Source organism: Actinomadura litoris (genome assembly GCF_009733595.1).
GTDB classification, from domain to species: Bacteria; Actinomycetota; Actinomycetes; order Streptosporangiales; family Streptosporangiaceae; genus Spirillospora; species Spirillospora litoris.
Map to the genome: position 1 here is coordinate 251,835 of NZ_WOFH01000012.1, position 20,163 is coordinate 271,997.

Sequence of the window (20,163 nt, forward strand, 5' to 3'; positions counted from 1 at the left end):
GAGCCGCCAATCCTCGTGGATTGGACGGCACTTGGTCACCGATCAACGCCAGCCCCATCGCCACCTTGACCATTACCGGCGAGAAGGTGACCACCACGGGGAGACTCGCCTGCCCAGGGGCCATCAGCGAAATCGGTTCTCGTCATCCGGTGATCACGATGAGCTGCGCGGGCGGCGCCCATGCGGACCGCAAGCGGGGTGCCGTGATCGTGCTGGATCCCGGGTCGCTGGCGATCAACTGGGAAGGGCCCGCCTGGGGCGGCCTCGTGGACAGTCTGCGCCGCAGATCCGAGGCCCGAAGCGCTGCGGCTGCCTTGACCCTCCCGCGTTGCCCGGGCTGGCGCGGCCGCCTGGTGTGCCGCGCCGCTGCGCCGCTGGCCGTGGGCGAGGAGCACTAGATGCTGGAGCGCAGCCGAAGACTGGCCCATATGGCGACCGCGCTGGTCGTCGTCGCGGTCGTCGGTGCGCCCGGCGCCGCGGCGGCCGACCCCAGGCCCCGACAGGGGGAGTGGTGGTTCTCCGCGTGGGGTGTGGACGATCTCATGTGGCCGATCTCCAAGGGGAAGGGAGTGACCGTCGGCCTCATCGATTCCGGGGTCGAGGCGGATCTGCCGGATCTGCGGGGCGTGGTGCTGCCGGGCCTGGACGCCGAGAATTGGGGCACCGACGGCCGCCGCGACCTCAACAAGTTCGACAAGGCCGGCCACGGGACGGCGATGGCCTCGGCGATCGCCGGTCAGGGACACGGAACGGGAATGGTCGGCGTCGCACCTGAGGCCAAAATCCTTCCCGTGCTGGCGCAGAGCGTGCCCGCCTACATCAAGGGAATCCGCTACGTCGTCGACCACGGCGCCACGGTGGTCAACCTCTCGCAGGCGGCGCCCATGGCCTGCCCACCCGATCTGCAGCAGGCCGTCTCCAAGCGTTGGAGCGGGACGCCGTCGTCGTCGTCGGTGCGGGCAACGAGGGCAGCGAAGGAAATCCCAGCAACACACCGGCCAACTGCAAGGGCGTCCTGGCGGTGGGCGCCGTCGATGCGAAATTGAGGCCCTGGGAGAAGACCGAGCGCCAGGACTATGTGACGGTCGCCGCTCCGAGCGTCCACACGATCGCGCTGGGCCGGGATGGGCGGCTTTGGGGCGGCAGCGGCACCAGCGACGCCACCGCGCTGACCTCCGGGGTGATCGCGCTGGTGCGCGCCAGATTCCCGCAGATGACCAACCGGGAGCTGGTGCGGCAGCTCATCGCCTCTGCCAAGGACGTCTGGGTCAAGGGCCGCGACGACCGCACGGGCTACGGGGTCATCCGCCCCTACCGGCTACTGGCCCGCAAGGTGCCGAAGGGCACCGCCAACCCCGTCTTCGAGGACTACGACCGGTGGGCCGAGCGGCACCAGCCCACCCCGCGGGCGAAGGCCGCGCCGGGCTCCGACGACCCGGTGAGCACCGGCACCATCATCGGCTTCGTCGCCATCGCCGGCTTCTGGGTCCTGGTGGCGGTGACCGTCGTCGTCCTCGCCCGGCGCAAGAGCGGGCGGAGCGGCCCGCCGCCCGGCCCCCCACCACTCGACCCCCCACCACTCGGCCCCGGCGCTGGCGCCGGGATACCTCCAGGGTTCGGCCGGCCTCAGCGGCCGCTGCAGCCGTCCGGTGGGGAGCTGCCCGATTGGCATCTCGGCGGTTCCTACCAGCCACCCGCCCAGCACCGGCCTCCGCGGGACGATGGCCCTCCACCGCCTCGCTGACCTCGCGCACGGATGCAGTGGCTGAACACGCAGGCTGGGGAGGTGCCGCGGCCGCGATTGCGTGGGTGGGGCGGCGCATCGTCGACTCGCGGTGTCCGGCTAATGCCGCCGCAGGCCCCGACCGGGGCGCCGCCTACGCCGGGGCCCTCGCCGCCGCCACCCCCGCGCAGGTAAAACAGCTCAACACTGCGCAGGCGGCGATCGCCAAGGAGTCCACCGCGGTCGGCCAGTCCGCGGCGGACGGGATGTACGACGCGGGCGCCCAAGCGGGCAAAGGGTTCCTCGCCGGGCTCACCGCGCAGCAGAAGGCGATCGAGCGGGCCATGGCCGACCTCGCCAAGTCGATGAAGAACAGGATCAAGAAGGAGCTGAAGATCCGCTCGCCGTCGCAGGTCATGGCCGACCTAGGCAAAGAGGTCGGCGCCGGACTGGCCGACGGTGTCGACACCTCCCTGGCGGAGGTGAAGGTATCGACCGAACGCATGAGCAGCCTTCTTGTACCGGTGACCATCCCGGCAGCCCCGGCGCCTGCCGCGGCCTCGTCGGGCAGCCGACGGGGCGGGATCAGCATCGAGGAGCTGCACATCCACGAGGTCACCGACAGGCCCACCAAGCAGGCCGTCAGCGACGCGCTCCACGACGTGTATGTCCTACACCGGTCGCTGCTGTGAACTTCCACGCAGGCCGAAGAATTGTCGAATTTTGACAGACTAGGGCGAGGCAGAAATTCTCTGGCACGCACTGCACCGGCGCGGTGTTTCACGCATCCGAGCTCACGCGCCGATCAGCCTTAGTCGGTGGAGACCTTGGCTGATGATCAGAATCTCATCGTCTCGATCAGGGCTGAATCGGCACCATCGCACCGGATGATCGTTGCGCCAGAGGGCGACCTCGCGGCCGGTGGCCATCTCCCACACCCGTACAACGCTGTCGTAGTCGCTGGTGAGGACCCGGGAGCCGTCGATGTTGAAGGCCACCGTCGTAATCTCCCCAGTGTGGCCGGTCAGGGTGTGGAGTTCGCGGCCGGTGGCTATCTCCCACACTCGCGCGGTGTGGTCGTCGCTGCCGGTGAGGGCTCGGGTGCCGTCGGGGCTGATCGCTACCGCGTTCACCCAGCCGGTGTGGCCGGTGATGATGTGTTCGAGGGGGCTTGTCACGGGGGAGAGAGCGCCGGGGGTGAGGGGGCGTAGCCAGACGGTGTGATCGGGAGGAGTCAGCGTTGCGGCCCATGCCGCGGTGGCGGGATCGGGATGGTCCATCAACCGGCCGATGAGCTGTTCGGCCAACTGCCCGGCCAGCACCTCGTGCGGGGCGGTGAGCGCGGGAGTGGATTGCATCAGGGCGCGACGGATCGCCTTGGCGTGGGGATGGGTGGTGTGGCTGTAGTCACCGATCAGGTCCGGCAGGCTGGCACCGGTGATGCGAGCGTGCATCCAGCTGATCTGGCCCAGCAGCTCCACCAGCTCACCCTCCCGGCCTGCCTGGGCCAGGTGCCAGGGCAGGTTCGCCAGCAGGTACCGGTCGTCGGTGCTCAGTTGAGCCCATGTGCCGGGGGTGCGGGCTTGATAGCCCGTCAGTAATGCCTCGTGTGCGGTGCGGACCAGGTCGGATCCCAGGCGTTGGGTGATGGTGTCGTACTGCAAGTCGTGCGCGATATACCAGCCGTCCCCGGTGCGGGTGGTCAGGGAGCGGCCGATCAGGTCGGTCAGCAGGCGGTTGACCTCCAGCTCGGGCAGCGGATGCCACAGGGCTGCGGCTGCGGTGGCAGAGAAGGGGCCGCGGCCGGTGAAGGCCGCCAGCCGCAGGTACCGGTCCCGGTCGGCGGGTGGGAGCTCGTTGATGCCGACGTCGATGGCGGCCCGCAGCGTGGGGTGGTCGTACTCGGGGTCGAAGGCGCCCTCGATCCGCTGAAGGTCCAGCTCGATCAGTGCCAGGATGTCGGCGTAGCTGCGGCCGTGGGCCGCCATCGCGCCCGCCATGGCGACCCCCAGCGCGAGATTTTGTAGACGGGTGCACAGCCGGTACGCCTGCGGCGGCAGGTGGGCGACCGGCGTGCCGGTCCAGCGCGCCAGAATCTGCACGGCCTGGTCCTGGGTAAGCTGATCGACCTCGATAGGGACGGCGTTGACCATGGTGACCAGGTCGGTGATCCGGGTGGTGAACAGCACCGGGCAGTCCGGCCCCAGGCCCAGCACCGCGTCCAAGGGCCCGCGGGTCCACACGTTGTCCAGCACGATCAGCAGCCGCTGTCCGGCCAGCGCCGCCGACACTGCGTCTCGCGCCTGGCCGAGCGTGGTGTAGCTGGGTTCGGGGATGCGCAGTCGGCGGGCTAGTTCGGTCAGCAGCGTGACCGGGTCGGTGCCTGGGTCGGTTTTTAACCACGTCACGTGCCGATACGGGCGGCGCAGACGCTTGTTGCGGGTCACCGCTACCGCCAGCGTCGACTTGCCCGCGCCCCCGAATCCCGCCAGCGCGACCACCCGCGCACCACCGCGCAGGGCCCGCACCGCCGCACCGGCCAGGTCCGGGCGCTCGACGAAGTAGGGCACCACACGCGGGGCGTCCCCCAGGAATGCCTCCGGGCCCGCCAGCTCACGCAAGCGGAGTCTGACCTGCCGCTGCCGCGCCCGCCGCACCAACCCGAACACCAACGCCAGCGTCGCCACGATTGCGCCGACCCAACTGGCCCGCTCCAACCCCTTATCTCGCCCCCCGCCCGCTAGCAGCGCCCATCCTAACGCCGCCATGATCGCTACCGCCGCCGTCCAGTAGCGCCACACGCCCCATCCCGCCATGCCACCGCATCCTGCCCGCAACCCGGCACCCCCGACCCGGAAACGCCGAACCCGGCCACCCAATCCATGACGTTAAGCCTGGCTCGATCCCGCACTGGTCGATGGCGCGATCGGGCCCGGCCCTCAAAGGCGAGTCTCAGGGAGAAGGGCGGGTCGAATGCCGATCCTCACCCAGCAGGTCAGCGAGATCGGCACCCACGGTCCGGCTCCTGAGCTGACGACCGTCACCTGGACCAGCCCTCTCGGGCAGGTCACGGTCCTGTCGGACTGGCCGTCGGGATACCTAGTGCGGCCGGGTGCGCGCGGCCTGGACATGCCGACGTTCAAGGCGTATGAGGACGAGTCCCCGGGCATCCACGGGAACCGTCGGCGGGACACCAAGGCCAACGCCCGGGAGATCATGATCCCGGTCGCGATCTACGCCGACGATGGCCGCCCCGCGTTCCTGGCCCGGAAACGCCGACTGCTGCGGGACCTGTCGCCCCTGGAGGGTGATGGCCGGGGGATCTTGACGCTCACCGAGGCGGACGGGTCCTCCCGCTCGATCACCGCGATCTATGCCTCCGGCGCCGAGGGGGCCGAGGATGTCGACTCGGCCGGGCGCTGCTGGATCTCCTACGGGCTCACCTGGACGTGCGAGTCGCCGTTCTGGCTCGGCGCCGAGTTCCTCCGCACCTTCCGCGCCGTCGGCAGCGACCAACCGTTCTTCCCCAGCGGGGTCCCCTGGGCGGTGACCGACTCCCAGGTGCTGGGGACCGGGGTGGAGATCGTCAACCCCGGTGACGTGCCCGCGTTTCCGGTCTGCCGCGACGTTCACCCACCCGACCGGCGGGTCCTGGACCCTCAGCCGCGACCTGTCCGCGTCCGACGTCGCGGTCATCGACTGCCGCGAGCGGATCGAGACCGCAGTGCTGAACGGGACCGAGAACCTGTGGCCGAACATCGACGAGGCCGCCGTGCTGTGGCCGCTGCTGCGCGGCACCAACACCGTGGACCTCCTCGCATCCGGTGCCACCAGCGGCACCACCGTCAAGGTCCGGCTCCGGCCGCGCTACCTGTCGGCCTGACCCACACGACCGCGCGCCCCCGGCCACGGACGCCTCCACACCGCGTACCCGAAGGGAGGTGGCGGTGTTCGCATTGAAGATCCGCCGAAGCGGTGACCTGGCCCCGCTCGGCGCTCTCAGCGACTACACCACCATGCAAGCCATCCCGCGGCACAACGCCGTCGGCTCCTGGACTCTGACGATCGCCGCCGACAGCGACAAGGCCGTCCACCTCATCGAGGGCAACGGCCTGATCATCCGGTTCAACGGGTCCCGGATCATGTCCGGCGACATTCAGGCGGTCGACTCCACCCAGACCAGCGACGACGGCGATGTCGGGACCCTGAAGGTGTCGGGAGCCGACGACAACCAGCTCCTCAAGCAGGCCACGGTGTGGCCGAACCCCGGCCAGGACGACGCGCACCAGACCGCCGGGACCTACAAGGTGTCGGGGCCGGCCGAGACGGTGATGCGGCAGCTCGTCAACGTCAACATCGGGCCCGCCGCCCGGCCCGCCCGCCGGGTCGCCGGTCTGGTCCTGGCCGACGACCTGGGCCGAGGCCCGACCCTCACCAAGCAGATCAACCAGTTCGCCAACCTGCTGGACGTCCTGGCCGACATCGGCAACTCCGCCGGGCTGGGGTTCCGGATCGTGCAGGCCGGGGACCGGCGCCGGTTCGAGGTCTACCAGCCGCGCGCCTCCGGCCTCACCTGGAGCTTCGGGCGCGGGAACCTCTCGGATGTCTCCTACACCAAGACACCGCCGACCTGTACCTGCGCGATCGTGGTCGCCGGAGGCACCAGCTCCCCGCGCGTGGTCAAGGAATACCTGCGCGCGGACCCGCTCGTGCCGAGCCTGAGGATCGAGCAGTTCGTCGACAAGACCGACGTCGACACCGGGTCGGTGGACCTGGCCGCGCAGATGGCCCAGGCCGCCGAGGAAGCCCTCACCGCGGGCGCGCGGCAAGCCTCGCTGTCGTTGTCCCCGATCGACATCGACGGCTGCCGGTACGGCCGCGACTACGGCGTCGGCGACCAGGGGTCGGTGATGGTCCGCGGCGAGCTGGTCACCGACACCGTCCGCGAGGTCACCCTCAACTCCGACACCGCGACCGGTGACAGCGTCCGCCCGGTGATCGGCACGGCCGACGCCGCCGACTCCCGCCAGCCCAACAGCGCGCTCATGAAGCTCCTGGCCGCGATCAACCGCCGGATACGCCTTATCGAAACCCGGGTGCCGAAGTGACCGAGTTCTCCTACCCCTACGGGTCCACCAAGATCGCCACCGAGGACGAGTTCTGCCGCATGATGATGTGGGCGGCGCCGGACGGCGTATGCGCATCCTGGTCGGGGCCGGAGCTGCGCCCCACCGCCAACGGATCCGGCACCGTCACCGTCCCGCCCGGTGAGGCGTTCGTCCGGGGCCAGAAATACCTCAACGACGCCGACAAGCAGCTCACCGTCCCGCCGAACAGCACCGGCGCGACCCGCCTCGACTACGTCGTGCTGAGAAACGACCCTCCCAACGACCGCATCACCGCCGAGTACAAGCCGGGCGGGACCAGCCTGCTGCCGCTCGTGCAGAGCTGGAACGGCGTCTGGGAGATCCCCATCGGCGCGGGGAAGATGAAACCCGGCGCCGCCGGTGTCCAGCCCGAGGACATGGTCGACGCCCGCTGGTTCACCGGGTGGCCGGTCGCCCCGTCGATCCCCACCTCCCGGCCCGCGCCCTACCGGGACCGGATGATCTGCGAGAACGGCGTCATCCTCACCGGCACCGGCACCGACTGGAAGGTCTACGACCCGTTCGCCGACACCGGCTGGGTGAACCTGGTGCCCAACGGCAGCAACGCCGACGCATGGTCCCCGTCGGGGGTGTCACGGATCCGCTGCCGTGACAGGCGGACGGAACTTCGGCTCTCGGTGCGGCGATGGGCCACCAACGGTGTCGGCACCGCCGACGACGACGGGTCATGCGTGTTCAACCTCGCCCCGCAGTACCGGCCCCCAGTAGAGGTGCTCGGGTTCGGCTACGCCCAGGTCGCGCGGCAGACCGTCATCGCGGTCAACGTCGAGACCGGCGGCGACGTCCGCCTCCGGTCGCTGGTCGCCGACCTGCCCGCCTCGCGCACCGTGCAGGCGTTCCTTTCCTGGTTCATCGGCTGAGGGGAGATATGGGCAGGCACTGGTTCGGGCAGTCCCCGAGCGACTGGACGTTCAAGACCGGCGATGGCAACACCGTCGTCCTCGCCCCGGACAAGCCGTTGACGTTCTGGTCGCAGCCCGTCGGCGGCCAACGATACGACGACCTCCTCGATGAGGACGGCAACAAGATCACCGAGATCCGGTCCGCGACCGGCCTCGGCGACCTGCCGCCCGGCTCGATCCCTCGTTTTCAGGGCCCTGAGGACGTCTGGCTGATGTGGGTCGACGGCGGAGTGGGCGTGCGCTTTGCGATGCTCGCCACCGACGTGGGCGACACCCTCGCCCTGGTCCCCGACACCGTCGCGGTGGTGGCGGCGATCCAGGCGACCCTGGCGACGCTCGCCCACGTCGCTCGCACCGGGCTCTACTCCGACCTTGCGGGCACGCCGGCCCTGGCACGAGTTGCCACGACCGGCCGCTACCCCGACCTCAACGAGCTCCCGGCCCCTGGCCTGCAATACGTCACCAAGGGGGCAGAGGGCTGGCCGGTCCGCTCCAGCACCGCCCCCGACGCGAACCGGCCCGCCATGTGGATCGGGGCCTCTCCAGCTCCTCCCAACGGCGGCGCCTACTCTCTCGACAACGATCTGTGGGCGGCGGTCGCGTGATCGTCATCTACGTCCTCAAGGACGGGCTCTGGAAGGCAGCCGGTCGGCCGCCGATCACCCCGCCCGCTCCGCCCAACCCCCGCCCCTACGGCTCCGGCCCCTACGGCTCCGGCCCCTACGGACGCTAGCTATATAGATAGGCGCGTCCCCCACCCATGCCGGTGCCGTCATAGGCCAGCACACCGTGGTCGCGGCCGGTGGAGGTGCCGTACCTGACCGCCGTGTCGGCACGTACCGGCGGGCACTCCCTGCAACTGGCATATGACTCGGCCCGTCCGGCGTCCGGCTGGTTTCGCGCTGCCGTTGCGGTCTCGGTCGATGGCCGACCGGGCTCTCTACCCGGCCCCCTCCAGGTTCTCCCGCACCGTCTTGGTGAGAGGGTGGTCCTCCCCCAGCACACGGCGGCATCCTGCCAAGGTGGCCTCCAGTAGCGGGATCGCGCGCCCCAGATCGCCCGCCTCCTGGTAGGCGCCAGCCAGGTTGCTGCGGGAGATCAGGGTGTTGGGGTGGTCGTTGCCCAGTACCCGTTCCCGGTCGGTCAGTGTCGCCTCCAGTAGCGGGATCGCGCGCTCCAGATCGCCCGCCTCGTAGTAGGCGCCAGCCAGGTTGTTGCGGGAGGTCAGGGTGTGGGGGTGGTCGTTGCCCAGTACCCGTTCCCGGTCGGTCAGTGTCGCCTCCAGTAGCGGGATCGCGCGCTTCAGATCGCCCGCCGCCTGGTAGGCGTGTGCCAGGTTGTTGCGGGAGGTCAGGGTGTGGGGGTGGTCGTTGCCCAGTACCCGCTCCTGGTCGGTTAGCGTCTGCTGGTGTAGCGGGATCGCGCGCCCCAGATCGCCCGCCTCCTGGTAGGCGCGGGCCAGGTTGCTGCGGGAGGTCAGGGTGCGGGGGTGGTCGTTGCCCAGTACCCGCTCCTGGTCGGTCAGTGTCGCCTCCAGTAGCGGGATCGCGCGCTCCAGATCGCCCGCCTCCTGGTAGGCGTAGGCCAGGTTGCTGCGGGAGATCAGAGTGTCGGGGTGGTCGTTGCCCAGTACCCGTTCCCGGTCGGTTAGCGTCTGCTGGTGTAGCGGGATCGCGCGCCCCAGATCGCCCGCCTCCTGGTAGGCGCCAGCCAGGTTGCTGCGGGAGGCCAGGGTGCGGGGGTGGTCGTTGCCCAGTACCCGCTCCTGGTCGGTCAGTGTCGCCTCCAGTAGCGGGATCGCGCGCCCCAGATCGCCCGCCTCCTGGTAGGCGTAGGCCAGGTTGCTGCGGGAGATCAGAGTGTCGGGGTGGTCGTCGCCCAGCACCCGTTCCTGGTCGGTCAGTGTCGCCTTCAGCAGCGGGATCGCGCGCCCCAGATCGCCCGACGCGTAGTAGGCGCCAGCCAGGTTGTTGCGGGAGGCCAGGGTGTTGGGGTGGTCGTTGCCCAGTACCCGTTCCCGGTCGGTCAGTGTCGCCTCCAGTAGCGGGATCGCGCGCTCCAGATCGCCCGCCTCGTAGTAGGCGCCAGCCAGGTTGTTGCGGGAGGTCAGAGTGTCGGGGTGGTCGGGGCCGTGGAGGCGTTGGTTGCTGGCAAGGGCACGCTGGTAGTAGGCGATGGCGCGGGCGATGGCGCCTTGCTCGTGCAGGAACAAGGCGGCACTGTCCAGGAGCAGGCTGGTTGTGGTGGTGTCAGTGTCGGGGTCGGCGTGTTCGGCCAGGGCGTCGATGTGGGGCAGCAGGCTCCGCCAGGTCGGCCATCCTGCCGGGTCGTCGGTGTCGGCGGGGGTGGCTTGGTGGAGGAGGGTGGTGGCGTGGTGGCGGGCGGTGTCGATGTCGGCGGGTTGGCGGTGGGGGTCGCGGGGGTCGGGGGTGCGGGCGACGGCTTGGACCAGGCGGTGCACGCTGATGGTCTCGGGGCTCAGGGTGATCATGTTGTAGGCGGCGAGTTCCCCCAGCGCCGTGGCCAGCCCGACCGGATCGGTGACCGGGTCGGTGATGGGGGTGGGGAGGGTGCGGGGGATGGTCTCGGGTGCCCACCAGGCCATGATCCGCAGCAGCTCACCGGCCAGTGGGGTGCTTTCGGCGAGGGTGTCCAGGGTGATGCGCCAGATCAGGGCGATGGTGGCGGAGTCGCTGCCTCGCGCCGCTCGGTCGTATATCGCTGCCGGGTTGGCGCGATAGAGTTCCAGGTAGTCCTCCGGGGTCAGGTGCGCTTGGCGGACGAAGGCGGCGGCCTGCTTGACCGCCAGCGGCAACCAGCCCAGTTCAGCGCACAACTCCGCCCCCTTCTCCAACCCGGTGGGCACACCAGCGCCCGGGCCCGAGGCCGGGCGGCCGACGGTGAGGACGCCGCGCAGCAGGTCCAGTGCGTCCGATTCGCTCAGCACGTCCAGCTTGATCAGCGCCGGGGCGATGTCGTGCCAGCCCTCCCGCAGCCGACTGGTGATCAGGAACCGGCCTGCCGGGGCGCCCGCCACCAGCTCGGCCACGTCACCGGGGTCGGTGACGTTGTCCAGCACCACCAGCCAGCCTGCATGGGATGCCAGCCACCGCCGCGCCCACGCCGCCCGCTCCTGCACCGGTACCGCCCCCGGCGCGGCCGGTGTGCTCCGGGTCATCTCGGGCACCAGCACCCCCGCCAGCTCCGCCAGCCCCGCGGTGATGTTGGCGGCCGAATCGGCGGTGATCCACCAGGTCAGCACGTGCGCATCGGCGTGCTGCCGCGCCCAGCGGGCGGCCAGCGTGCTCTTGCCGACCCCGCCCAGCCCGTGCACCGCCTGCACCACCGCCCCACCCGGCCCCGCCAACGCAGCATCCAACTCCGCCAACTCCGCTGATCGGCCGACGAACAACTCCGTGCCAAACCGCAGATTCGACGGCGCCCCCCGCGGCGGATCGACCTCCTCGGCCCTGGGCAGCGGCACCGCCTGATACACATCCACGTGCGTGGGCGAGTTGATGACATCGCCGCCAGCAGCGATCGCCGCCGGACCAGACGCCTCGACCGACCCCGGATCCCCAGACCCCGGCCGCGCAGACCCCGGTTTCCCCGGTCCGGGATCGCCCGCAGCGGGGCGACGGCCACGCCACCTCATGAGGTCCCCGGGTCGTCCCGGGTCACCTCGGTCCCCGAATCGCTGACATCGCCTCCCGCCGCGATCGCCCCCAGACCCGACGCGCTCACACCCCCACCCGGCGCCGGGGCCGGTGGCGGGGGTGCTGGAGCGGCCGACACAGGCCGGGACACCCTTGTCGAGGATCCCGACACCGACCCCTGCGCCGCGATCGCGCCGTCCCCGGACGCCGACACCCCGACCGACCCACCCGACTGCGGCTCCGGATCGGGGGCACTAGTGAAGGTCAGCCACGCCAGCAGGCCACCCCCCACCACAACGAACGCCACCGTCGCCGCCCACCACGCCGCATCCCACCGCTGCGTCAACATCCCCGTGGCCACATTCACCACCGCACCGACCACCACACCCGCGCCCGCCGCGCCCGCCTGCCGCCAACGCCTCGCACCCATGGCTCCCCCTCCCGCGCAAGGACGCGCACCCGCACCCGTTCCACACCACGATGTCCCACGCCGCACCGCCAGCACACGCCCTTCCGCGCACCTGACCGCAATCGTCCAAACACAGAGTCCCGCACACACGAAACAGGCGGCCCTGCCAGGCACACGACGGCCCGGCGCGGCCGGCGACGCGACCCGCGCGGGTAGACACCGGAGGCGTCGGCGCGCTCGTCGATGTGCTGTGCGATCCGGACCGACGCCTTCCCGCCCTGGTGATCGCTTCGCCGACCAGCCCTGACAGCGCGTGGTCCGAACGCCTCGCCCAGATAGTCCAAAGGTGCGTTGGCGCAGCCTCTCGGCCGTCTCAAGCCACGCCGCTTGTTCTCGTATGAGGTTGAGCCGATTTTGCTGCACGGCTTCAACCGCACTCTTGTCGTCTGCCCATCCGCTCATGGCTCTCTTTCAGGCTGGAGGCTTATCTTCTCAGGGATGTAGCTGACGGTCAGCTTTTCATGGGGGCGCCGGAGGGAGAGCTACCCTCCCTTTACCTGCCTTCGATTTCGAAGGTGAACAGCATGTGCTCCGCGTCGCCTGCCCCGCTGTGCACCCGGATATGGTTCGGAGGTGCACCGTCTCGAGGCGGTGATCTGGACGTTGAAGAACCAATTCGGGCTGGAACGCCATGCCGCACGCACCACCCAGGGCCTGTGGACACGCCTGTGCCAGCGCATCTGCGCCCTCAACGCCGCGATCCGGCACAACCGGCTGACCGACGCCCCGGTCAAACGGTCAATGACCGCCTACGACCACTGACCACACCACCCAACAACCCCCATCAACGATCTAGCCGCCCCCGCTCGAGTCCCGAATCAGATCGGATGTGTGGGGTGGGGCGGCGAATGTGACTGCTAATCCTTCGCGGTGGTGCTGGCTCGAATCGATTCCTCGAGGGTCGCGTGAGCGACGGCTTCGCTGTACTCATCGCCCGCCATGGCGAAGATCGTCACAGCGGCCTGTCCTGCTTTGATCGCTTCCTCGAACCGCCGCACCCCGCGCAGCACAATTCCCAGATTGGTCAGCGCGCGACCTTCGCCCTGCCGGTCGCCGGTCTGGCGGCAGATGGCCAGTCCCTGCCGATGAGCGTTCACCGCCTCCCCAAATCGCCGCGCCAGCCGTAGCGCTATGCCCAGGTTGTTCAACGCCATGGCTTCGCTGTGGCGGTCGCCGGTCTCGTGGTAGAGGATGATGGCATTCTGGTGGGCGGTGACGGCCTCCTCGACTCGCCGCGTCTGCCGTAGCGCAATCCCTAGGTTGTTCAGTGTCTGGCCTTCGCCTCGACGGTCGCCGGTTCGGCGGCAGATGGCCAGGCCCTGCCGATGAGCGTTCACCGCCTCCTCAAATCGCCGCACCTGTCGTAGCGCGATCCCTAGGTTGTTCAGTGTCTGGCCTTCGCCTCGACGGTCGCCGGTTCGGTGGTAGAGGGTGAGGGCGTCCTGGTAGGTGTAAATGGCGTCGTCAACCGCTCCTGTCTGCTGTAGCGCGATGCCCAGGTCGTTCAGTGCCGTAGCTTCGCCGTGGAGGTTGCCAGCCTCGCGGCAGACGGCTAGATGCTGCCGATAGGCGCTTACCGCCTCCTCGAACCGCTCAACCTCGGGAAGCGGATCCTGGTAGGCGAAGGCGATGCCCGCGTAGGCGATGAACGCGTCCTCAGACTGCCGTGCCTGCCGCAGCGCGACACCTAGGTTGTTCAGCGCTGTCCCTTCGCTGTTCCGGTCGCCGGTCTCGCGGAAGACGGCGACGGCGTCCTGGTGGGCGGTGATGGCCTCCTCGAACCGCCGCACTTCGACTAGTGCAAGCCCCAGGTTGTTCAGCGCGGCGCCTTCGCCATCTCGATTGCCGATGCGTTTGGCGGTGTCGCGAGCGAGGGAGGACATGGTGATCCACTCGCTGAACAGCCGCCGCCAGTTCAGAAAGAAGGCCAGTTCAAGGGGCAGAACGATGGCGACGGCGGAGTGGCCGACGTCAGCGGCGGTGTGCGCGGCCGCCGCCAGGTGGGGCAGTTCGATGTCCAGCCACGCAAGCGCCTGCCAGCGGCTGCCGAACCCGCCGGCGACCGGATCCTCGACCGTCGGGTTCAGATGGGCGACCGCGGCTCTGGCGGTAACGGTGTAGTGGCGTAGCAGGCGGTGCAGGGCCTGGTCGCGGTGATCGACCTCGGCGTGCTGCAGGCTCAAGGTGTTGGCGTACTGGCGGACCAGGTCGTGCATCCGCCACCGGCCGGGGGCGGTGCCGCGTTCGATGAGGTGGGCGCGGGCCATCTCCTTCAGCACAGCCCGGACGGCCGGTTCTGGTTGTGCGGTGAGGGCGGCGGCCGCGGTGGTGGAGATGTCAGGGCCGGGGTTGAGGGTCAGCAACCGGAACAGCTGCTGCTGGTGGGGGGTGGGGGAGCGGTAGGACAGCTCGAACGCGCGCCGGACGCCCTCATCCCCGTAGGCCAGCCCGTCGATAGGCTGGACCTGCTGGAGTTCCCCGGTGAGCACCGCGGGAGTAAGGGCGGGGTCTTCTGCCAGCAGGGCGGCGGCGATCCGCAACGCCAGCGGCAAAAACCCGCACACCTCCGCCAGCTGAGCGGCCCCAACAAGGCCGGCGGGGATGCGGGTGTCGTGGGGGTCGGCGATGCGGAGCGCGGCATCCAGCATCGCCACCGCCCCATCGACGTCGAGGACGTTCAGGTCGAGCAGGCGGGCGTTGAGCATGGCCAGGGTATGGCGGAAGGTGAGGATCGCCGCGTTCACCCCGTCGGCCGGTAGCAGCAACTCCCCCTGCTGGGGAGTGTCGATGTTGTCGGCGATGATGAGGATCCGCTGGCCGTGGGCGGCGAATTCGGCCAGGATGGACCGGTAGAGGCGGGAGCGGTCCTGGGCGTGGGCGGGGATGTGCTCACCCGGCACGCCGAGGGCGCCGAGCATGCCCTCCAGCACCTGGCCAGGGTCGCGGCGACGGTCTTCGTCGTAGCCGAACAGGTCGGCGAACAGCACCCCGCCGGGGAACCAGTCGCGCCCCAGCGCCGTCCGCGCGGCCTGGACGGCCAGTTCGGTCTTGCCCACTCCTGCCAGGCCGCCGACCGCGGTCACCACGACCGCCCGCGCCCGCTCGTCCCTCGTCTGGTCTGCGGGCCCGGGGGGCTTCAGGCTGTCCAGGAGCCGGTCCAGGTCGCGTTGCCGTCCGGTGAAGGTGGGTGATCCCGCTGGCAGGCCTGATGTCGCCATAGGGATCTGTGGCGGCAGTATGACCGTGATGTCGCGGCCTAGGATCGCCGGGCCGACCACGATCCCGCCTGAGATCTGGTTTCGGGTCTGCGGCACCGGCACTCAGTCCCTCGCCGGATCCTGCGCCGATTCATCACCCGGCTGCTCTTGCACGGCGCCGCGACCGGCCGTCTCACCAGGCGGTTGGTAGAAGCCTCCCCCCCGGGGGACTGGTGGGAGTCCGGCAAGGCCGGTGCAGCGGCGGGCCCAGGCATGGGCGCTGCGTGAGAGGCGACGGGGCCGTTGATATCACGGCCCATCACCAGCGGCCCGTAGTTCGGCCCGCCGCTGAAGGTATTGGACACCGTCCCTTCACCCGGCTCACCGGCCTGCGGCCTGGCAGCGGACCCGGCTTCGGCGCCGGTCGGCGGTGCTGGTGCCGTATGCGGTGCTGGCGGGGTGGCCGCAGGTGGTGGAGGCGGGGGACCGGAGGTAACGGCTCCGTTGATGTCGCGGCCCATCACCAGCGGTCCGTGGTTGGTTCCGCTGGTGAAGGTGTTGACCGTGGCGCTGGCGGAGGGCTGCTCGGCCTCTGAACGGGTACCGGGAAGCAGTGGCAGAGTCATCACGAACGCGGCCAAAGCGGCGAACGCGCTGAGTACACCGGCCAGCCACCCGGCCTGCTCCAGGCCCCGCACCCGCCAGAACACCGCCAGCACCATCGCGGCCGCCGCCGCAGCGCCCACACCTGCCCACGCCAGCACGCGCCGCTCATAGCGGCATCATCACCCCTCGCCGCCCGGCAGGACGCGCCCTTGGGCGCACACGCCCACAAGCGGCCACCTCCTCGGAATCCGCCCCAAGGACGCACGGCGAGTGGCCGCGTGACCGGGGCCGGTCACCGGCCTGCGGACCCAGGCCAACTGCGCGCGATCGGAGTCGTGGTGCCCGTACCGTCGCGCCATGGCGGGTGAACGGCGGGGCGGGCCTCAGGGCGGGTCGGGTTGGGTGGTGAACTCGGTGTCGGGGGCGGTGGTGATCGGGTCGGTGGTGCAGGGCCGCGACATCACCGTGCAGCTCCCGCCCCAGGTGCCTACCGGGCTCAACGGCTGGCGCGCCCCGACACCGGAGTTCGTCGGCCGCGACGACGCCCTGACCGAACTGCTGGACGTCCTTGCTCCCACCCCGCCTGGCGACCTGGCGGGCGGAGGAACGACGGCCGGCGCAGGTGCGGGGGCGCGGGTGGCGTTGGTAACTGCGGCGGTGGCGGGCCTGGGCGGCATCGGCAAGACCGAACTCGCCCTCCAAGCCGTCCACATCGCACTGAACAACGGCTGGTTCAGCGGCGGCGTCCTGCCGATCGACCTGCACGGCTACGCGCCCGCGCCCACGCGCCTCACCGTCCACCAGGCCATCGCGAACCTGCTGCGCGGGTTGAGCGTCCCCGATGAGGTTCTTCCGGCCGCCTTCGATGAGCGGGTGCGGATGTACCGGGCGGTGCTGGCCGCCTACGCCGACCTGGGCACCCCGATCCTGGTGGTCCTGGACAACGCCGCCCCCGACACCGACCTTGAGGACCTGATTCCGGGCGTCGGCCGCGCGGTCGTCACCTCCCGCCACATCCTGGCGCACCTGCCGGCACGTCTGCTCGACCTGGAAGTCCTGTCCGACCACCACGCCACCGACCTCTTGGCGCGGCTGCTGACCTCCAAACGCCCGACCGACACCCGCGCCGCCGACCATCCCGAGCACGCCGCGCAGGTCGCCGCGGCGTGCGCCGGACTGCCGTTGGCGATTCATCTGGTCGCCGCGCTGCTGGCCACCCACCCGGGCATGCCGCTGGCGGTGATGGCCGAGCGGCTGCGTGACGAGGCCACCCGGCTGGAGCGCATCGACGAGGACCGGCCGGGCCTGCGCGCCGCCTTCACCCTGTCCTACCAGGCGCTTCCCGCCGACCAGCAGCGTATGTTCCGCCTGATCACCTGCAACCCCGGCCCCCACATCTCCACCCGCGCCGCCGCCGCCACCGCCCTGCTTTGGCCCGGCGAAGGCGAGCGGCTGGTCGAACGCCTCGCCCAAGCGCACCTGCTCGAACCCGGCGAACTTTACGGCTGGTGGCGGATGCATGACCTGGTCCGCCAGTACGCCACCGCCCTCAGCCTGGAGCACTCCAGGACCGATTATCGCGACCGAGCCCTGCGCCGGCTGCTGCAGCATTACCTCGAAACCACGAGAGCTGCGGCCGCCCATCTGAACCCGACCGTCGCCGATCCGGCCACGCTCGGGTTCGCCACCCGCCAACTGGCACTGGCGTGGCTGGACACCGAACTGCCCAACCTGGACGCGGCCGCACACACCGCCGCCGCCACCGGCCACCCCGATATCGCCATCAACCTCCCCCTGGCCCTGGCCTCATTCCTGGAATGGCGGCGGCTGTTCAACGATTTGATCACCCTGTCCTCCCTCGCCCGAGATGCCGCCGCGCGCACCGGGAACCGGCACGGCGAAGCCACAGCGCTGACCTACCTGGGGGCCGCGCTGGCCGAGGTGCGGCGATTCGAAGAAGCCATCACCGCCCACCAGACCGCCGCCGTCATGTTCCGCGAGGCCGGTGACCGCGAGGGCGAAGGCGGGGCGCTGAACAACCTGGGGCTCGCGCTGGCCGGTGCGCGGCGGTTCGAGGAGGCCATCACCGCCCACCGGCGGGACCTGGCCCTCCGCCGCGAGGCCGGTGAGCGGCACGACGAAGGCCGGGCGTTGAACAACCTGGGGACCGCGCTGTGGCAGGTGCGACGATTCGAGGAGGCCATCACCGCTTGTCGGGACGCCGCCGTCATCTTCCGCGAGACCGGCGACCGGCATAACGAAGGCGGGGCGCTGAACAACCTGGGGAGCGCGCTGACCGAGGTACGACAGTTCGGGCAGGCGATCACCGCCCATAAGACCGCCGCCGACATCCTCCGCGAGACCGGCGACCGGCACGGCGAAGGCCAAGCGCTGAGCAATCTGGGCCTGGCGCTGCGGCAGAGCCGGCGGTTGGAGGAGGCGCTCACTGCCGGGCAGGCGGCCGCCGCCATCCACCGTGAGATCGGCGACCGGCACGGCCTCGCCCAAGCGCTGAACGGCCTGGCGCTCACGCTGCGGCAGTTGCAGCGGTACGAGGAGGCCATCCCCGCCTACCGGCAGGCTGCCGAGATCTTCCGCGAGACCGGCGACCGCCACGGTGAAGGTCTGGCGCTGAACAATCTGGGACGCGCGCTGACCGAGGTGCGCAGATTCGAGGACGCCATCCCCGTCCACCAGCAGGCTGCCGCCATCCACCGCGAAACCGGTGACCATCACGACCAAGGTCAGGCGCTGAACGACCTGGGGGCCGCGCTGCAGGGGCTGGGGCGATTCGGGGAAGCCGTCACCGTCCACCGGGACGCCGCCGCCATCTACCGCCAGACCGGCGAGCATCACGACGAAGGCATTACCCTGCACAACCTGGGCGTCGCACTGCGGAAGGCGCGGCGGTTCGAGGAGGCCGTCACCGCTCACCGGCAGGCCGCCGCCATCTTCCGCAGAACCGGCGACCGATACGGCGAAGGCGCGACCCTACAGAACCTGGGCATCGCGCTACGGCAGGCGCGGCGGTTCGAGGAGGCGATCACTGTGGGGCAGGCGGCGGTGACGATCTTCGCGGAGGCAGGCGATGAGGACAACACGGCCATCGCTCGCCAGGTCCTGGAGGAGACGCTGCAAGCTCGCGCTGCACCCGAGGACCAGTAGCCGCGTTCGCGCGACCCAGTCCAGGACATCCGCTCCGATCCGGGCCCTGGAAACAAGGCGGATATCACTGTCGGCGCAGCACGCGGAGGTCGCGCCGCGCAGGGGCGCCTGCCCTTCGACTTTCGATTCGCGAGTATGTGATGGTCCTGCACCATCACGTTCATGATCGCCGAGTGATCAACACTGAGCTGGAGGCCGCTTACCGCGCCGTGTACGACCGAGGCCCGCTTTCCGATCGGTAGGCGATGACCGCTGAAGGGGTCACCGATCCGCGATGCCGTGGGGTCTACGCCTACCCCAGCCGATGAGTTCACCGGCCCCTACCAGGCCGCCACCCCAATACCCACCAGCCCTACGCCTCGGCCGTCGCCCGTGCAACCGCCGCCACCGGCGGTTGCCCTCCTGCCGACGTCACCGGCGTCACCGCCGTGGAGACTGGGCTGTGTCCACGCCGCTGCCTGGCGTGCCGGCATCGGCGACCGGTCGGTGCTTTGGCCTTTTTGGCGGGGCGCGGGGGAGTCGGGCTGACTTCTCAGGGGGCGGGCTTGGCATGGCATCGCACCCATCGTCGTCTCGATCGGTTACGGTGATGGTCGCTATTAGCTCGACGAATGGAATTGAATGGCGCAGCAGGTCACCGTGCGGATGATCGACGATCTGGATGGTAGCGAAGCCGAGGAGACCCTCGCGTTCAGCCTCGACGGCAAAGCCTATGAGATCGATCTCAGCGAGGAGAACGCCGGTAAGCTCCGCAGCGCGCTGCAGCCGTTCATGCAGAACGGACGCCGTTACCGGGCGGCTCGGGGCGGCAGCCAGCAGCAAACGGCCAGCAACCGTGAGCGCAGCTCCGAGATCCGCGAGTGGGCCCAAAGCAACGGCATCAAGGTCAACGACCGTGGACGCATCCCCGCCACCGTCATCGAACAGTACGACGCATCCCGGTAGGCACGTGCTAGGAGCCCTTGGCTCTGTCCGGTGCCTCGGATCAACCTGGCCGCGCTGGACGCCGGGAGGCGCACGATCCGATCGCGGGCGGCCCGCCGGTGTCCTCGGGGTGGGGAGAACTGGCCTGGCGATGGGCTTGTCGGTGAGTTGGCCGCGGACCAGGAGCACGGCGCGCGCTGTGCGGCAACCCCCGGCTCTCGCTCGCGGACGGCGGATGAGGCGAACGGTGGCCGGAACGCCCGATCTCACCCGGGCCGACCACCGAGGTCACAACCGCGCTCCTACCAGGCAACCGCCGCGCCCACGGCACGAGCGGATGCCCCCGGGCCGCG

At 70.1% G+C, this 20,163-nt stretch carries 13 protein-coding genes and 2 pseudogenes; 11 read left to right on the forward strand and 4 right to left on the reverse strand.

Going from position 1 to position 20,163, the window contains the following annotated elements:
- Positions 1–20 precede the first annotated feature (20 nt).
- The 3 genes and pseudogenes from GNZ18_RS30515 (at position 21) to GNZ18_RS30530 (ending at position 2,415) form a co-directional block, all read left to right on the forward strand.
- A complete protein-coding gene (locus tag GNZ18_RS30515; protein WP_156220061.1) occupies positions 21–398 on the forward strand; it encodes a hypothetical protein in 378 nt (125 codons plus the stop codon).
- Positions 399–542: 144 nt separating this feature from the next.
- Positions 543–1,744, forward strand: a pseudogene (locus tag GNZ18_RS42640) (S8 family serine peptidase).
- A 65-nt stretch (positions 1,745–1,809) separates the two neighbouring features.
- The gene (locus tag GNZ18_RS30530; RefSeq protein WP_156220064.1) at positions 1,810–2,415 is read left to right on the forward strand and encodes a hypothetical protein; all 606 of its coding nucleotides are present in this window, start codon (positions 1,810–1,812) and stop codon (positions 2,413–2,415) included.
- 102 nt (positions 2,416–2,517) lie between these two features.
- Here GNZ18_RS30530 and GNZ18_RS30535 read toward each other — a convergent pair whose 3' ends face one another.
- Together GNZ18_RS30535 and GNZ18_RS30540 are read right to left on the reverse strand one after the other, a co-directional pair.
- Complete coding sequence (locus tag GNZ18_RS30535; RefSeq protein ID WP_156220065.1) at positions 2,518–4,539, reverse strand: NB-ARC domain-containing protein; 2,022 nt, start codon at positions 4,537–4,539, stop codon at positions 2,518–2,520.
- Between the two features lie 615 nt (positions 4,540–5,154).
- Positions 5,155–5,313: a hypothetical protein gene (locus GNZ18_RS30540; RefSeq protein WP_156220066.1), complete on the reverse strand. Its 159-nt coding sequence runs from the start codon at positions 5,311–5,313 to the stop codon at positions 5,155–5,157.
- A gap of 5 nt (positions 5,314–5,318) precedes the next feature.
- Between GNZ18_RS30540 and GNZ18_RS30545 the strand changes: the two genes are divergently transcribed.
- The 5 genes from GNZ18_RS30545 (at position 5,319) to GNZ18_RS43330 (ending at position 8,526) form a co-directional block, all read left to right on the forward strand.
- Positions 5,319–5,606: a phage distal tail protein gene (locus GNZ18_RS30545; protein WP_156220067.1), complete on the forward strand. Its 288-nt coding sequence runs from the start codon at positions 5,319–5,321 to the stop codon at positions 5,604–5,606.
- Between the two features lie 64 nt (positions 5,607–5,670).
- On the forward strand, positions 5,671–6,831 hold the full coding sequence (locus tag GNZ18_RS30550; RefSeq protein ID WP_156220068.1) for a siphovirus ReqiPepy6 Gp37-like family protein: 1,161 nt from the start codon (positions 5,671–5,673) through the stop codon (positions 6,829–6,831).
- A complete protein-coding gene (locus tag GNZ18_RS30555) occupies positions 6,828–7,751 on the forward strand; it encodes a hypothetical protein (protein WP_156220069.1) in 924 nt (307 codons plus the stop codon). The genes GNZ18_RS30550 and GNZ18_RS30555 overlap by 4 nt, the downstream gene beginning before the upstream one ends.
- 8 nt (positions 7,752–7,759) lie before the next feature.
- Entirely contained in the window at positions 7,760–8,398 is a 639-nt protein-coding gene (locus GNZ18_RS30560; RefSeq protein ID WP_156220070.1) for a hypothetical protein, read from the forward strand.
- Positions 8,395–8,526: a hypothetical protein gene (locus GNZ18_RS43330; protein WP_281378172.1), complete on the forward strand. Its 132-nt coding sequence runs from the start codon at positions 8,395–8,397 to the stop codon at positions 8,524–8,526. The genes GNZ18_RS30560 and GNZ18_RS43330 overlap by 4 nt, the downstream gene beginning before the upstream one ends.
- A gap of 207 nt (positions 8,527–8,733) precedes the next feature.
- On the opposite strand, the gene GNZ18_RS43825 is transcribed toward GNZ18_RS43330, so the two are convergent.
- A complete protein-coding gene (locus GNZ18_RS43825; protein ID WP_216651482.1) occupies positions 8,734–11,139 on the reverse strand; it encodes a tetratricopeptide repeat protein in 2,406 nt (801 codons plus the stop codon).
- 1,358 nt (positions 11,140–12,497) lie between these two features.
- Between GNZ18_RS43825 and GNZ18_RS30570 the strand changes: the two are divergent.
- A pseudogene (locus GNZ18_RS30570) lies at positions 12,498–12,680 on the forward strand (IS982 family transposase); the annotation flags it as partial.
- A 95-nt stretch (positions 12,681–12,775) separates the two neighbouring features.
- On the opposite strand, the gene GNZ18_RS43830 reads toward GNZ18_RS30570, so the two are convergent.
- Positions 12,776–15,232 carry a tetratricopeptide repeat protein gene (locus GNZ18_RS43830; RefSeq protein ID WP_173390924.1) on the reverse strand — a complete coding sequence of 819 codons (2,457 nt, stop codon included), beginning with the start codon at positions 15,230–15,232 and terminating at the stop codon, positions 12,776–12,778.
- A gap of 846 nt (positions 15,233–16,078) precedes the next feature.
- Here GNZ18_RS43830 and GNZ18_RS30580 point away from each other — a divergent pair.
- Both GNZ18_RS30580 and GNZ18_RS30585 read left to right on the forward strand, forming a co-directional pair.
- On the forward strand, positions 16,079–18,886 hold the full coding sequence (locus GNZ18_RS30580; protein WP_156220073.1) for a tetratricopeptide repeat protein: 2,808 nt from the start codon (positions 16,079–16,081) through the stop codon (positions 18,884–18,886).
- Positions 18,887–19,507: 621 nt separating this feature from the next.
- The gene (locus GNZ18_RS30585) at positions 19,508–19,831 is read left to right on the forward strand and encodes a histone-like nucleoid-structuring protein Lsr2 (RefSeq protein ID WP_156220074.1); all 324 of its coding nucleotides are present in this window, start codon (positions 19,508–19,510) and stop codon (positions 19,829–19,831) included.
- Positions 19,832–20,163: the final 332 nt, after the last annotated feature.